Source organism: Ruegeria sp. AB11 (assembly GCF_056536325.1).
On sequence record NZ_JBQFJO010000001.1, the window covers coordinates 125,834 to 142,500 of the forward strand.

7 protein-coding genes, 1 tRNA gene and 2 rRNA genes are annotated in these 16,667 nt (G+C 55.9%); 2 read left to right on the forward strand and 8 right to left on the reverse strand.

The window, feature by feature from the left end; all coding sequences use genetic code 11:
- The first annotated feature begins 119 nt into the window (after positions 1-119).
- Positions 120-935: a putative rhamnosyl transferase gene (locus ACR3EJ_RS00730; protein ID WP_170547586.1), complete on the forward strand. Its 816-nt coding sequence runs from the start codon at positions 120-122 to the stop codon at positions 933-935.
- Here ACR3EJ_RS00730 and ACR3EJ_RS00735 read toward each other — a convergent pair.
- Positions 920-1,789 (reverse strand): DMT family transporter, encoded by an 870-nt coding sequence (locus ACR3EJ_RS00735; RefSeq protein WP_480422460.1) that lies wholly within the window; start codon positions 1,787-1,789, stop codon positions 920-922. The genes ACR3EJ_RS00730 and ACR3EJ_RS00735 overlap by 16 nt on opposite strands.
- A gap of 170 nt (positions 1,790-1,959) precedes the next feature.
- Between ACR3EJ_RS00735 and fosX the strand changes: the two genes are divergently transcribed.
- Positions 1,960-2,364, forward strand: a complete 405-nt coding sequence (gene fosX, locus ACR3EJ_RS00740) for a FosX/FosE/FosI family fosfomycin resistance hydrolase (protein WP_170547590.1) — start codon at positions 1,960-1,962, stop codon at positions 2,362-2,364.
- A 53-nt stretch (positions 2,365-2,417) separates the two neighbouring features.
- Here fosX and rpoC read toward each other — a convergent pair whose 3' ends face one another.
- The 7 genes from rpoC to ACR3EJ_RS00775 form a co-directional block, all read right to left on the reverse strand.
- Positions 2,418-6,659, reverse strand: coding sequence for a DNA-directed RNA polymerase subunit beta' (rpoC, locus tag ACR3EJ_RS00745; RefSeq protein ID WP_170547592.1), 4,242 nt, complete (start codon positions 6,657-6,659; stop codon positions 2,418-2,420).
- A gap of 50 nt (positions 6,660-6,709) precedes the next feature.
- Positions 6,710-10,846 carry a DNA-directed RNA polymerase subunit beta gene (rpoB, locus tag ACR3EJ_RS00750; protein ID WP_170547594.1) on the reverse strand — a complete coding sequence of 1,379 codons (4,137 nt, stop codon included), beginning with the start codon at positions 10,844-10,846 and terminating at the stop codon, positions 6,710-6,712.
- A 250-nt stretch (positions 10,847-11,096) separates the two neighbouring features.
- Positions 11,097-11,471, reverse strand: a complete 375-nt coding sequence (rplL, locus tag ACR3EJ_RS00755) for a 50S ribosomal protein L7/L12 (protein ID WP_010441182.1) — start codon at positions 11,469-11,471, stop codon at positions 11,097-11,099.
- Between the two features lie 80 nt (positions 11,472-11,551).
- Positions 11,552-12,070 (reverse strand): 50S ribosomal protein L10, encoded by a 519-nt coding sequence (gene rplJ, locus ACR3EJ_RS00760; protein WP_010441181.1) that lies wholly within the window; start codon positions 12,068-12,070, stop codon positions 11,552-11,554.
- Positions 12,071-13,071: 1,001 nt separating this feature from the next.
- Positions 13,072-13,148: transfer RNA gene (locus ACR3EJ_RS00765), tRNA-Met, on the reverse strand.
- A 50-nt stretch (positions 13,149-13,198) separates the two neighbouring features.
- A 5S ribosomal RNA gene (gene rrf / locus ACR3EJ_RS00770) occupies positions 13,199-13,313 on the reverse strand.
- A 187-nt stretch (positions 13,314-13,500) separates the two neighbouring features.
- Positions 13,501-16,353 (reverse strand): 23S ribosomal RNA (locus tag ACR3EJ_RS00775).
- Positions 16,354-16,667 lie beyond the last annotated feature (314 nt).

A 16,667-nucleotide genomic window follows, 5' to 3' on the forward strand; every position in this document is an offset into this window, starting at 1 on the left:
GCACATCAAGATATCAGCCATTTATCAGGATTGGGCTGGGAATTCCACTGTTCGCCCGCATTGCGGCTTATACCTACCGCGTGCATAGTGGGCGCGTCCCGCTATCCATTGGATGATCCATGCAAGTCATTGGCCTGTGCCGATTTTCATTCCCTGCCCTCGGCGATTTCCAAATCGAACACGACACGGTCGAAGAGCGGCGCCGCCATTTATACCACCCTACCCGTCTGGAAGAGCGGTTTCGCCTGTTTGAATCCCTAACCTTGCCCAGCTTTCGCGCACAAACCGATGAGGATTTCCAGCTTCTGATCGCCGTCGGAGAGTGTCTTCCGAAGGCGGCGTTTGACCGGCTCAAAGATCTAACCACTGACATCAAGCAGGTTCAGATCATCCAAAGAGCAGTCGATCCAGATCAGAAACACCGGCAAGTCATGAAACAAATCCTTCAAATCGCGCGCTCGCATCCAGACCGGCCTTGTCTTCAATTCCGTCATGACGATGACGACAGCGTTTCCATAGATTTCGTGGAAAAACTCCGAGAAGCCGCAGATGACGGCGCAGGTTTGATCAAGAAAAATCAAGCGATCGGGATAGATTTCAACAACGGGTATCAGGCCAGTTTTAGACCCGCAGGTACGCACGCAGCGCAGGTCTACAAGTCTTTGCTCGGGGTTGGACTGGGCATGCTGGTCTCGGGCGAATGCACTCACACAATCATAAGCTTCACCCATAACCGGATCGGACGTTTCATGCCGGTTATCAGCTATCCGGACCGACCAATGTGGATCAGGTCACTGAACAACTCCAACGACTCGCCACGCGTAGGGAAACAGAAGGCGCAACTTGCTCCGATAACACCTAAGATCGAGACCGAATTGGTCAGACGTTTTGCGATAGACCCGGGTTTCTTGCGTTTGCCTCAATCCTCCGCCTGACGCGATCGTTCGCGGAACAGTGTGAACATCCCTGCCCCGACGACCAATGCCGCGCCAAACAGGGTAATCGAATCGGGCCAGTCGCCAAATACTGCCCATCCAAGCCCCAGCGCCCAAAGCAGACTGGAATAGCGGAATGGCGCAATAAATCCGACCTCGCCCACGCGCATCACCATGACGCTGAACAGATACCCCATCAAAACAAAGACCGCGGCACTGGCGACCATCGCACCTGATGCGGTCGAAACCGGCACCCACCCCTCAAAAACTGACACGATTGCAGCAACAGAGGTGATAGAAAGCGATGTTGCCAACGTCACAACCATGGATGGCACTTCTGCGGACATGCGTCGCGTGATAAGATCACGGGCCGTAACCGATGCAACCGCAATCAGTGCATAAATGGCGTAAATGCTGAAGCCATCCGGGCTGGGCCGAACGATCAGCAACATTCCAACAAATCCCATTGCAATCGCGCCAATCCTCCGCCACCCGATTTTTTCCTGAAAAAACAACGCAGCGCCCAGGGTCACAGTCAAGGGTAACGCTTGCAACACCGCCGTTACATTGGCCAACGGCATGTGCATTAACGCAGTCAGGAAGAAGAATGTCGCCGACAATTCGGCAAGGCATCGAAACACAACCAACCACTTATCGTGGCGGGAAAAATCCAAATGAAGCGCCCCAAGATGGCGTGCAAGAAAGAACACGAGAATCGTTGCCAACGCCCCTCGTGTGGCGACCAACTGGAACAGCGGCATATCCTGCCCCACCACCTTCACGAGCGTATCGTTGACAGTAAAGGCAGCCATGCTGCCCATCATCAGCAAGGCGCCCCTTAGATTTGGTGTCATTCTGGTTTCGCCCGATCCCACTACAATGTGCCCATTGGCCAATCAGGCAAACCCAATGTCAACTCTGCAATGGATAATCAGCCATCGCAGGTGAGTCAGGATGGACCTAGAGGCTGACTTTGACCGGTACATTGTTATTTTGAAGTCCGGTCAAACTGAAGAGGTGCACTGTGATTGAGGGCCTGAGCCATATTACCTTCATCACCCGAAATCTGGACAAGATGGAAGAGGTGCTGACAACAATTCTGGATGCCAAAAAAATCTACGACAGCGGCGATCGGACTTTCTCGCTTTCAAAAGAGCGGTTTTACGATATCGGGGGTGTTTGGGTCGCGATTATGGAGGGCGATCCGCTGTCCGAAAAAACCTACAATCACGTCGCGTTCAAGATGAGCGTAGATGAATATGACGACAGGTTGCAACGCATCCGGTCGCTGGGCCTTGAAATCCGGGAGGGTCGATCCCGCGTACCCGAGGAAGGGCAATCAATCTATTTTTATGACTACGACAACCATATGTTTGAACTGCACAGCGGTACGCTGGAGGAACGATTAAAACGGTACGCCGCGGGCTAAATAAAAAAGGCCCCGCAATTTTGCAGGGCCTCATTTGTTTTATGCTGCGGTGCTTATTCGCGGCTTTCCGGTGTTTCCACCAGAACGTCCAGCTCATCTCCGACCATATCGTCGTCGAATGTCGGAGCGGCCAAAGCAGCGGCCGCTTCGGCCTCTTCCCGGCGGGCTTCGATAACCACGTTGTCACGCGACTGCGCGATGTGGCGCACGGCCTGAGTGGCGCCACCGGTACCGGCGGGGATCAGGCGACCAACGATGACGTTCTCTTTCAGGCCAACCAGCTTGTCTTTCTTGCCTTGAACCGAAGCTTCGGTCAGCACGCGGGTGGTTTCCTGGAACGACGCCGCCGAGATGAACGAACGCGTCTGCAGCGAGGCTTTGGTGATCCCCAGAAGGATCGGTTCGCCCTGTGCCGGACGACCGCCACGCGAGATGGTTTTCTCGTTGGCTGCGTCGAACTCCTGCTTGTCGACATGCTCGCCTTTCAGCAAGGTGGTGTCGCCTGAATCCAGGATCTCCCACTTCTGCAGCATCTGGCGCACGATGACCTCGATGTGCTTGTCGTTGATCTTCACGCCCTGCAGACGATAGACGTCCTGCACCTCATCGATCATGTAATCCGCCAGCGCTTCGACACCCATGATGGACAGGATGTCATGCGGAGCCGGGTTACCGTCCATCAGGTATTCACCCTTCTGGATGAAGTCCCCTTCGGCGACCGGGATGTGCTTGCCCTTGGGCACCATGTACTCGATGGTCTCCATCGACTCGTCAGCCGGTTCGATGCTGATGCGGCGCTTGTTCTTGTAGTCGCGGCCAAAGCGCACGTAACCATCGGCTTCTGCGATGATCGCGTGATCTTTCGGACGGCGGGCTTCGAACAGTTCGGCCACACGCGGCAGACCACCGGTGATGTCCTTGGTCTTAGCACCTTCACGCGGGATACGCGCGACAACGTCACCGGCTTCGATCTGCTGGCCATCTTCGACCGACAGGATCGCATCCACCGACATCGGATAGTGAACCGGGTTGCCCGCATCGTTGCGGACCGGCTCGCCATCTTCGCCGACCAGAATGATCTCGGGCTTGAGGTCGCTACCTTTGGGGGCAGCGCGCCAATCGATCACGATCTTCTGGGTCATACCAGTTGCATCGTCGGTCTCATCGCGGACAGCGATGCCCGAAACAAGGTCAACGTACTTCGCAGTACCGGCTTTCTCGGCGATGATCGGCAGGGTGTAGGGATCCCATTCGAACAGCTTGTCGCCACGGGACACCTTGGTGCCGTCCTTGACGAACAGCTTAGAGCCGTAGCCAAGCTTGTGGCTGGCACGCTCTTCGCCGTGTTCGTCGCTGATCACCAGCTTCATGTTCCGGCCCATAACGAGGCTTTCGCCTGCGGCATTGACCAGAATCTGCGGGTTCTCGAAGGAAACAACACCTTCCTGGCTGGCTTCCTGGAACGACTGCTGACCACCTTGCGCAACACCACCGATGTGGAAGGTCCGCATGGTAAGCTGTGTACCGGGCTCACCGATGGACTGCGCGGCGATGATGCCGACAGCCTCACCTGTGTTCACCATGGTACCGCGTGCAAGGTCACGACCGTAGCAGGTGGCGCAGACGCCTTCCTCGGACTCACAGGTCAGAGGCGAGCGGATACGCATTGAAGCAACACCGGCTTCGTCAATGGTGTCCGCCATGCGTTCGTCGATCAACTGACCTGCAGCGACCAGAACCTCGTCCGTACCCGGACGCAGAACGTCATCGGCAGAGACACGGCCCAGCACACGTTCGGCCAGCGAGGCGACAACCTCACCATCGTTCACGGCTGCTTCGGCAGTGATCGCACGCTCGGTGCCACAATCGATCTCACGAACGATACAGTCTTGTGCCACGTCTACCAGACGACGGGTCAGGTAACCCGAGTTCGCCGTCTTCAGAGCGGTATCCGACAGACCCTTACGGGCACCGTGGGTCGAGTTGAAGTACTCGAGAACGGTCAGACCTTCCTTAAAGTTCGAGATGATCGGCGTCTCGATGATGTCACCGTTCGGCTTGGCCATCAGGCCGCGCATACCGCCCAGCTGTTTCATCTGAGTGACCGAGCCACGCGCACCGGAGTGGGCCATCATGTAGACCGAGTTCGGCTCTTGATCCGACCCGTCTTCGGCCTTGGCGACATCCGAGATCGTGCTCATCATCGCCTCGGTGACGCGGTCGTTACACTTCGACCAGGCATCGACAACTTTGTTGTACTTTTCGCCCTGAGTGATCAGGCCGTCCATGTACTGCTGTTCAAAGTCCTTCACCTGACCGCGAGTGTCATCAACGATGCCCCACTTGTCATCGGGAATAACCATGTCGTCCTTACCGAACGAGATGCCCGCTTTGAAAGCTTCTTTGAAGCCCATCGACATGATCTGATCACAGAAGATGACCGACTCTTTCTGACCGCAGTAACGGTAGACGGTGTCGATCACCTGCTGCACTTCTTTCTTCCGCAGCAGGCGGTTGACCAGCTCGAACGGTGCCTTGTTGTTCATCGGCAGCAACGCACCCAGACGCAGCCGGCCCGGAGTGGTTTCGTAGCGCTTCTGAACTTCGTTGCCTTCGTCGTCGATCTGCGTGATCCGCGCGGTGATTTTCGAGTGCAGATGCACCTCACCCGCGTCCAGCGCGTGCTGAACTTCTTCGATCGACCCAAAGACCTTGCCTTCGCCCGGCATGCCTTCGCGTTCCAGGGTCACGTAGTACAGACCCAGAATCATATCCTGCGACGGAACGATGATCGGTGCGCCGTTTGCAGGCGACAGAACGTTGTTCGTCGACATCATCAGAACACGGGCTTCCAGCTGGGCCTCAAGGCTCAGCGGGACGTGAACGGCCATCTGGTCACCGTCGAAGTCGGCGTTAAAGGCCGAGCAGACCAGCGGGTGCAGCTGGATGGCTTTACCTTCGATCAGAACGGGCTCGAACGCCTGAATGCCAAGACGGTGCAACGTCGGCGCGCGGTTCAGCATGACAGGGTGTTCGCGGATCACCTCGTCGAGGATATCCCACACTTCGGGACGCTCTTTCTCGACCAGTTTCTTCGCCTGCTTAACAGTCGAAGACAGACCCTTGGCTTCAAGGCGCGAATAGATGAACGGCTTGAACAGTTCCAGAGCCATCTTCTTGGGCAGACCACACTGGTGCAGCTTCAGCTCCGGACCGGTCACAATGACCGAACGGCCCGAGAAGTCGACGCGCTTACCCAGAAGGTTCTGACGGAAGCGACCCTGCTTACCTTTCAGCATGTCCGACAGCGATTTCAGCGGACGCTTGTTGGCGCCGGTGATCACGCGGCCACGACGGCCATTGTCGAACAGAGCATCCACGGATTCCTGCAGCATCCGCTTTTCGTTACGGACGATGATATCAGGTGCGCGCAGCTCAATCAGACGCTTCAGACGGTTGTTCCGGTTGATGACGCGGCGATACAGATCGTTCAGATCCGAGGTCGCGAAACGGCCACCATCCAGCGGAACCAGCGGACGCAGTTCCGGCGGAATGACCGGGATCACGGTCATCACCATCCACTCAGGCCGGTTGCCCGACTCGAGGAAGGATTCAACAACCTTCAGTCGCTTGATGATCTTCTTGGGCTTCAGTTCGCCGGTTGCTTCGGCCAGATCAGCACGCAGCTGCTCGGCTTCGGCTTCCAGATCGATCTGGGCCAGCATCTCACGGATGGCTTCGGCACCGATATTCGCGGTGAACGCGTCCATGCCGTAGGCATCCTGAGCGTCCATGTACTCTTCTTCAGTCAGCATCTGGCCGTAGGTCAGGTCAGTCAGACCGGGCTCGATGACGACGTAGTTTTCGAAGTACAGAACACGTTCCAGATCGCGCAGCGTCATGTCCAGCATCAGGCCGATGCGGGACGGCAGCGACTTCAGGAACCAGATGTGTGCAACAGGCGCGGCCAGTTCGATGTGACCCATACGTTCGCGGCGGACTTTCTGCAGGGTGACTTCCACACCGCATTTCTCGCAGACAACGCCGCGATATTTCATCCGCTTATATTTGCCGCACAGGCATTCGTAATCTTTGATCGGGCCAAAGATACGCGCGCAGAACAGACCGTCACGCTCGGGCTTGAACGTCCGGTAGTTGATGGTTTCGGGTTTCTTGATCTCGCCATAGGACCAAGACAGGATCCGCTCGGGCGACGCCAGCGAGACCTTGATCTCGTCGAATACTTTCGGGGGCGTCAGCGGGTTGAACGGGTTGTTGGTGATTTCCTGGTTCATTTGTTACCTCAAATCTTGCGGAAGGGGGGACGGGAGAAAGGGCAAGGCCCTTACTCCTCAACCTCCGCATCCAGGAGTTCCATATTCAGGCCGAGACCACGGACTTCTTTAACCAGAACGTTGAACGATTCCGGTACGCCCGCTTCAAAGTTATCCTCGCCCTTGACGATCGACTCATAGACCTTGGTCCGGCCGGCGACGTCATCCGATTTCACGGTGAGCATCTCCTGCAGGGTGTAGGCGGCGCCGTAAGCTTCCAGAGCCCAGACCTCCATCTCACCAAAGCGCTGACCACCGAATTGCGCCTTACCACCCAACGGCTGCTGGGTCACCAGGCTGTACGGCCCGGTCGAACGCGCGTGGATTTTGTCATCCACCAGGTGATGCAGTTTCAGCAGGTACTTGATGCCGACAGTGACCGGACGTGCAAATTGCTCACCGGTGCGACCGTCGAACAGAACCGACTGACCGCTTTCCGAGAAGCCCGCACGCACCAGCGCGTCGTTGACATCCGCCTCTTTGGCACCGTCGAAGACCGGGGTTGCGATCGGAACGCCGCGGGTCACGTTGCCCGCAGCCTCGATCAGGCCATCCTCGTCCAGACCGGTTATGCCTTCTTCGTAGACATTCTCACCATAGGCCAGCTTCATCGCTTCGCGCACCGGGGTCAGATCGCCAGAACGGCGGTACTCACCCAGAGCGTCGTCGATGTTCAGACCCAGACCGCGTGCGGCCCAACCCATGTGGGTTTCAAGAATCTGACCAACGTTCATACGCGAAGGCACGCCCAGCGGGTTCAGACAGAAGTCTACCGGCGTACCATCGGCCAGGAACGGCATGTCTTCCATCGGAACAACCTTGGAGATCACACCCTTGTTCCCGTGACGACCGGCCATCTTATCGCCCGGCTGCAGCTTACGCTTCACAGCGATGAAGACTTTGACCATCTTCATCACACCCGGCGGCAGGTCGTCACCACGACGGACCTTCTCGACTTTGTCCTCGAAACGGGCGTCCAGAGCACGCTTTTGCACTTCGTACTGCTCGTTCAGAGCTTCGACGATCTGTGCGTCCTGCTCGCCTTCCAGCGCCAGCTGCCACCACTGACCTCGGGTCAGGGTTTCCAGCAGCTCCTCGGTGATCACCGACCCTGCCTTGACGCCTTTCGGGCCTTTGACAGCGGTTTTACCCAGGATCAGGCCTTGCAGACGCGCATAGATGTTGCGGTCAAGGATCGCCAGCTCGTCGTCCCGGTCACGGGCCAGACGTTCGACTTCCTCACGCTCGATCTGCAGCGCACGCTCGTCTTTTTCGACGCCGTGACGGTTGAAGACGCGGACCTCAACGACCGTACCGTAATCGCCCGGCTTCACGCGCAGCGAGGTATCGCGCACGTCAGATGCTTTTTCACCAAAGATGGCGCGCAGCAGCTTTTCTTCCGGGGTCATCGGGCTTTCGCCCTTCGGAGTGATCTTGCCGACAAGAATATCGCCCGGCTCAACATCCGCACCGATGTAAACGATGCCCGCCTCGTCGAGGTTGCGCAGCGCTTCTTCACCGACGTTCGGGATGTCGCGGGTGATCTCTTCCGGGCCCAGCTTGGTGTCACGGGCAGCGACTTCGAATTCCTCGATATGAACCGAGGTAAAGACGTCGTCACGCGCGATACGTTCCGAGATCAGGATCGAGTCTTCGTAGTTGTAACCGTTCCACGGCATGAACGCGACGACCACGTTCTTACCAAGGGCCAGTTCACCCATATCGGTCGACGGACCATCGGCAATGACCTCGCCCTTCTGGACGGTGTCACCCACCTTGATCAGCGGACGCTGGTTGATGCAGGTGTTCTGGTTCGAACGCTGGAATTTGCGCAGACGATAGATGTCAACGCCAGCGTCGCCCAGTTCCAGATCTTCGGTGGCGCGGATAACGATACGCTGGGCATCGACCTGGTCGATGATACCGGCGCGTTTCGCCTGAATCGCAGCGCCCGAGTCGATCGCAACCTTTTCCTCGATCCCGGTACCGACCAGCGGCGCTTCGGCGCGCAGCAGCGGAACCGCCTGACGTTGCATGTTCGAGCCCATCAGAGCGCGGTTGGCGTCGTCATTCTCAAGGAACGGGATCAGCGATGCAGCAACCGAGACCAGCTGTTTCGGCGACACGTCGATCAGGTCTACATTCTCGCGCGGGGCAAGCGTGTAGTCACCGGCCTGACGGGTCGAAACCAGATCGTTGATGAACTTGCCATCCGCATCCAACGTCGCGTTCGCCTGCGCCACGGTGTGACGCATTTCCTCGGTCGCGGACATGTAGTGAACCTCATCGGTCACCTCAGCGTCTTTAACAACGCGATACGGTGTTTCGATGAAGCCATACTTGTTCACGCGGGCAAAGGTAGCAAGGCTGTTGATCAGACCGATGTTCGGACCTTCCGGCGTTTCAATCGGGCACATCCGGCCATAGTGGGTCGGGTGCACGTCGCGCACCTCAAAGCCCGCACGCTCACGTGTCAGACCACCGGGACCAAGCGCCGAGAGACGGCGTTTGTGGGTGACTTCCGACAGCGGGTTGGTCTGGTCCATGAACTGCGACAGCTGCGACGAGCCGAAGAATTCGCGGACAGCAGCCGCAGCCGGTTTCGCGTTGATCAGGTCTTGCGGCATGACGGTGTCGATCTCGACAGACGACATACGTTCTTTGATCGCGCGCTCCATGCGCAGCAAACCGACGCGGTATTGGTTTTCCATCAGTTCGCCGACCGAACGCACACGACGGTTGCCGAGGTGGTCGATATCATCCACGTCGCCTTTGCCGTCACGCAGTTCAACCAGCGCCTTGATGCAGGCCACGATGTCTTCGCGGCGCAGGGTGCGCAGGGTGTCGGGTGCGTCCAAAGCCAGACGCATGTTCATCTTCACGCGACCAACAGCGGACAGATCATAGCGCTCGCTGTCGAAGAACAGGGTGTCGAACAGGGCCGACGCAGCTTCGACGGTGGGCGGCTCGCCCGGGCGCATGACGCGGTAGATGTCCATCAGCGCGCTTTCACGGTTCAGGTTCTTATCCTGAGCCATGGTGTTGCGCATGTAGGGGCCTACGTTGACGTTGTCGATGTCCAGAACCGGGATGTCGGTGATACCCGCATCCATCAGGTCCTTGACGGTGCCGCCGATCAGGTCGCCGTCCTTGTCGTATTCCAGCGTCAGCTCATCACCGGCTTCGACATAGATCGCGCCGTTTTCTTCGTTGATGATGTCCTTGGCGACGTACTTGCCGACGATGTTATCGAAGGGAACCAACAGGTCGGTGACGCTGCCTTCGTCGATCAGTTTTTTGACCGCGCGCGGTGTAACCTTCTTGCCCGCCTCGGCAATCACTTCACCGGATTTCGCGTCGACCAGATCATAAGTCGGACGGGTGCCGCGCACACGTTCAGGGAAGAACGGCGTGACCCAACCCTTCTTCTTATCCAGCTTGTAGGACACGGTGTTGTAATACGCGTCCATGATCGCTTCCTGATCCAGACCCAGCGCATAGAGCAGGGTTGTCACAGGCAGCTTACGGCGGCGGTCGATACGGGCGAACACGATGTCCTTGGCGTCGAACTCAAAGTCCAGCCAGCTGCCGCGATACGGGATGATGCGGCAGGCAAACAGCAGCTTGCCCGAGGAATGGGTCTTGCCCTTGTCGTGGTCGAAGAACACACCGGGGGAGCGGTGCATCTGGGACACGATCACACGCTCGGTGCCGTTCACGATGAACGTCCCGTTCGGTGTCATCAGGGGCATATCGCCCATGAACACGTCCTGTTCCTTGATGTCTTTGACCGATTTGGCGCCGGTATCCTCATCGACATCAAACACGATCAGACGCAGAGTGACCTTCAGCGGAGCGCTGTAGGTCATATCGCGCTGCATGCACTCTTCGACGTCATATTTGGGTTTTTCCAGATCGTATTTCACGAACTCCAGAACGGAGGTTTCGTTGAAATCCTTGATCGGGAAAACCGATTGGAACACGCCTTTGATGCCTTCGCCGTCAGTGGGCTGCTCTGCATCGCCGGAGCGCAGGAAAAGATCATAAGAAGATTTCTGCACCTCAATGAGGTTCGGCATCTCCAGCACTTCGCGGATTTTGCCGTAATATTTACGAAGACGTTTCTGGCCAAGGAACGTTTGAGCCATGTCAGATGTCACCTTTCGATGTTCTCAGCGGGCAAAGACACCGTCGGGCCCCGGCATCTTGCACATTCGAGACGACACGTCCGGATCAATTCGTGGCCACCGTCCCGAAGGTGGCCTCCCGATCCGAAAACCGTGTCTTAGAAAAAGCCCCTGAAAATGAGGCCCTTTCTAAGACAGGTTCGGCTGGACCCGGATTTCTCCGGGCCCAGCCAAAATTTGCGGCGCATCAGCGATGCACCTGTCGGTTGGCTTAGGCCAGCTCGACTTCGGCGCCAGCTGCTTCCAGCTTGCCTTTGACTTCTTCGGCTTCGTCTTTCGACACACCTTCTTTGATCTTGCCGCCAGCTTCGACCAGCTCTTTGGCTTCTTTCAGGCCCAGACCGGTGATGCCGCGAACTTCTTTGATCACGTTGATTTTCGAAGCACCGGCGTTCTTCAGAACGACGTCGAATTCGGTTTTTTCTTCCTCAGCTGCGCCACCGGCGTCGCCACCAGCTGCAACCATTACGGCGCCGCCAGCTGCGGGCTCGATGCCGTATTCGTCTTTGAGGATGGTTTTCAGTTCTTGTGCTTCCAGCAGGGTCAGACCCACGATGCTTTCTGCGAGTGCTTTCAGATCAGCCATTGTATTAGCTCTTTCCGTTTTACAGTGTGTGTTCCAACGTCAGGGGAATTCCCCTACGCAGATCATTCAGTGCCAACCGCTTACGCAGCTTCCGCCTTCTCTTCGATGGTGGAAAGGATGCTTGCGATGTTGCTTGCAGGTGCGCCAATCGCGCCGGCGATGTTCGAAGCAGGTGCGCCAATGCAGCCAACGATCGAAGCAATAAGCTCTTCACGAGACGGCATTTTCGAAACTGTTTCGACGCCTTTGCGGTCCAGAGCGTTCTCGCCCATAGCACCGCCGAGGATCTCAAAATTCTTGTTATCCTTGGCGAAGTCCTCGGCCACCTTGGCTGCTGCCACGGGGTCCTCGGAATAGGTCAGAACGGTCATCCCTGTCAGCAGGTCGGCCATGCTTTCACACGGCTTACCCTCAAGGGCGATTTTGGCGAGCCTGTTCTTGGCAACACGCACGGCACCACCCGCGTCACGAGCACGTGCGCGAAGGTCCTGCATCTCGGCAACTGTCAGACCGGCGTAGTGCGAAACCACTACGACGCCAGAGCTTTCGAAGATTTGGCCGAGTTCCTCGACCACTTTCTCTTTCTGGGCTCTATCCACAGTTCTCTCCAAGTTAGGGGCGATATCTCACCCCGGCTCATATTTGCCGCAGCTTTCGCTCCGGCGTTCAGGTCCGTTGTTACGGGATGGGCCAAAACTCGCCCGAGGATCGTGACCCTCAGAATTCTTTGGTCTTACCCGTCTCAGGCAGGGAATTAAGGGGCCGCATGGCACCACCCACCGTCTTGGACGAAACAAAATAAAGCGCACGACGAATCGCACGCTTTATTCCGCAGGTCTACTTAGGACAGATAGGCCGGGTTTCCAAGAGGTAAATTGCACCTATGGGTGCGTTTCGAACGTTCAGAAATAAGCATACTTTCAGTGCAAGTCTCATACACGGTAGATTACGAGGACAGCCAAAGCGACTACGAGAGAAAGACTTTTGAGCCATTGTGGTAACGGGTTGCCATGCTCCACCTTTTTTCTACCCACCAAACACAAGCTCAAAGCGATTGCGACGTTTGTAGCGCCTATTGTCACTTCGAATTAGTGTATTGCAGGCTTTCCAGCGTGGATTGCATCTGTGATCCCTTCTGTCTTTTTGGTCTTCACCAAATCTGTTTTTAACTGCTGGGCAAGTGAACGTTATCATTGACGCCCGTGCACTGATCAGAAGCCTACCGATGCCAAATTACCACTTTGAAACTGTGGCTAGATAGCCTCTTACGAAAACTTGTAGCACAGGGTCCGGTCTGTGTGTGTTGGGGGGCGTAAGGGTACCTCGCGACTGTTTACGTATACTTGGTGGATATATGTTTGTTGCGGCTCTGCCACACGCCTCTTGCGCCCCCCGTGCTTCCAGATGTGTTGGCCCTAACGCAAAAAGCCTCGCATTATGCGAGGTTAAGTATTTGTTTTCCGAACGAGAAGATTGGTTTCGGGAGTAGGATTTGAACCTCTGACCTTCAGGTTATGAGCCTGACGAGGTGAAGACGTTAATCAATTGATCCAGTGGATCAATTGTAGTCTGAACGGGCTGTACTTAGATTTTCTGACGCTGGTTGCGGGAGTAGGATTTGAACCTACGACCTTCAGGTTATGAGCCTGACGAGCTACCGGGCTGCTCCATCCCGCGTCAGAGTCAGATTTGTATCATCGTGTTAGAGAGAAGGGGGATTTTACTAGGTTTGGCGGTGACCTACTCTCCCGGGGCTTAAGCCCAAGTACCATTGGCGCGGCAGTGCTTAACTTCCGGGTTCGGGATGGGACCGGGTGTTTCACTTGCGCTATGACCACCAAACCGAGGAAAATCCCCATCGCTCTTTTTGCAGTGCAAAGGCGACGCGCGGCAGGCAGCGTATTCGCGAAGCGAATGCGCGTTGCCGCACGGTTGTTATGTCACCTTACGGGGTTTCACATCAATCAACGTTGTCCAACTCAAGGTCGGTGTATGCTTCTGGTTTGATTTTGTCTTTCCATTACTGGATCAAATCAAGCCTATCGGGCGATTAGTACCGGTCAACTGAACGCATTACTGCGCTTACATCTCCGGCCTATTGACGTGGTGGTCTTCCACGGCCCTCAGGGAGACCTTGTTTTGAGGGGGCTTCCGCTTAGATGCCTTCAGCGGTTATCCTGTCCGATCATAGCTACCCAGCACTGCCGTTGGCACGACAACTGGTCCACCAGTGGATCGTTCACCCCGGTCCTCTCGTACTAGGGGCAACTCCTCTCAAGTCTCCTACACCCACGGCAGATAGGGACCGAACTGTCTCACGACGTTCTAAACCCAGCTCACGTACCTCTTTAAACGGCGAACAGCCGTACCCTTGGGACCTGCTCCAGCCCCAGGATGAGATGAGCCGACATCGAGGTGCCAAACACTGCCGTCGATATGGACTCTTGGGCAGTATCAGCCTGTTATCCCCGGCGTACCTTTTATCCGTTGAGCGATGGCCCTTCCACTCGGGACCACCGGATCACTATGGCCGTCTTTCGACTCTGCTCGACTTGTCAGTCTTGCAGTCAGGCTGGCTTCTGCCATTGCACTCAACGAGCGATTTCCGACCGCTCTGAGCCAACCTTCGCGCGCCTCCGTTACGCTTTAGGAGGCGACCGCCCCAGTCAAACTACCCGCCACGCAGGGTCCCGGATCCGGATAACGGACCGCGGTTAGACATCAAGAGTGCGAAGGGTGGTATCTCAAGGGAGGCTCCACGGATACTTGCGTTTCCGCTTCAAAGCCTACCACCTATCCTGCACATCACAATCCTGATGCCAGTGCGAAGCTGTAGTAAAGGTGCACGGGTCTTTCCGTCTAACCGCGGGAAGCCTGCATCTTGACAGGCAATTCAATTTCGCTGAGTCGATGTTGGAGACAGCGGGGAAGTCGTTACGCCATTCGTGCAGGTCGGAACTTACCCGACAAGGAATTTCGCTACCTTAGGACCGTTATAGTTACGGCCGCCGTTTACCTGGGCTTCAATTCAAGGCTCTCACCTCTCCTTTAACCTTCAGGCACCGGGCAGGCGTCAGACCCTATACGTCGTCTTGCGACTTCGCAGAGCCCTGTGTTTTAATAAACAGTCGCCACCCCTGGTTTGTGCCCCCAGCCCCTAGTTGCCTAGGAACCGGGCCTCCTTCTCGCGAACTTACGGAGGTATTTTGCCGAGTTCCTTCAACATCGTTCTCTCAAGCGCCTTGGTATGCTCTACCAGTCCACCTGTGTCGGTTTAGGGTACGGTCTGATGGAGGGCTATTTCAGAACCACTCAGCAGCCCAATCAATCCGATAAGATTGAACTACACCTGTGATCCGTCACATCCTCCCACCTAGGAATATTAACCTAGTTCCCATCGCCTACGCCTTTCGGCCTCGGCTTAGGGGCCGGCTTACCCTGCTCAGATTAGCTTTAAGCAGGAACCCTTGGACTTTCGGCGAGTGTCTCTCACACTCTTTGTCGCTACTCATGTCATCATTCTCACTAGTGATCTCTCCACCGGATGGCTCACGCCCCGGCTTCATCGAAAGAACCTATGTCTGCGCTACCGCCTATTCGGCTACTTGAGCGCGATTACTCGCGCCGCATAACCGGCGGCAATATAGACAAGGTTCTATGTCACACTACGCTCTGCTACCGATGCTTACGCATCCCTAGACTTCGGCTCATGGCTTGAGCCCCGTTACATCTTCGCCGCAGGACAACTTATTTAGACCAGTGAGCTGTTACGCTATCTTTAAAGGATGGCTGCTTCTAAGCCAACCTCCTGGTTGTTTTGGTCGTCCCACCTGCTTTCCCACTTAGCCATGAATTGGGGGCCTTAGTCGTAGGTCAGGGTTGTTTCCCTCTCCACTACGGACGTTAGCATCCGCAGTGTGTCTGCCATCTAGTACTCCCGGGTATTCGGAGTTTGGTTAGGATCAGTAAGCCTGTGGGGCCCCATTACCCATCCAGTGCTCTACCCCGGGGTATTCGGATGACGCTCTACCTAAATAGATTTCGCAGAGAACCAGCTATCTCCGAGTTTGATTGGCCTTTCACCCCTAGGCACAGCTCATCCCGATCCTTTTCAACGGATGTGGGTTCGGTCCTCCAGTAAGTGTTACCTTACCTTCAACCTGGCCATGCCTAGATCACTCGGTTTCGGGTCTGATCCCACGAACTCATTCGCCCTATTAAGACTCGCTTTCGCTACGCCTACACCTAACGGCTTAAGCTTGCTCGTGAGACCAAGTCGATGACCCATTATACAAAAGGTACGCCGTCAGCTCGCAAGGAGCCTCCGACTGATTGTAGGCGTTCGGTTTCAGGTACTGTTTCACTCCCCTCGTCGGGGTGCTTTTCACCTTTCCCTCACGGTACTGGTTCGCTATCGGTCAGCAAGGAGTACTTAGCCTTCGAAGGTGGTCCTCCGATCTTCAGACAGAATTTCACGTGTTCCGCCCTACTTAATACGTCCATCAAAGCTTCCTATACGGGGCTGTCACCCGCTATGGCCACGCTTCCCAACGTGTTCTAGTCACTTATCTGGCTCGGCTGGTCCCCGTTCGCTCGCCGCTACTAGGGGAGTATCAATTGATTTCCTTTCCTCCGGGTACTTAGATGTTTCAGTTCCCCGGGTTTGCTCTTAAAACCCTATGTATTCAGGTCTTAAGTACCTGTTTAAACCCCATATTGAGTATCAAAGATAACAATATGAAGCTTTCAGGTGGGTTGCCCCATTCAGAGATCCATGGATCAAAGCTTATTCTCAGCTCCCCATGGCTTATCGCAGAGTATCACGTCTTTCATCGCCTCTTGCTGCCAAGGCATTCACCAAACGCCCTTCTCGCGCTTGATTTGATCCAGAAAGAGAAAGACTTAATCTTTGCGCTACCGCCTATTCGGCTACTTGAGCGCATGAACTCTTTCGGCCTTCGGCCTTCACAGTTCGATTAGATCGATCGTGATCACCCAGCTGGTAACTAAAGGTGATCGTTCTTCTGAACCAAAAACATACATTTCCCGCCCCCGCCACTTGGACGAGGACAATTGAGCAACCCCATATGGTCTCCCAGCCGTGCAGCTGATCAACGCAGGTCGCTCGGGTTAGTATATTTGACTTGGACAACTCTGTTCGTTTCAGTCGCGATACACGAGACAGGGCCGGCTAGA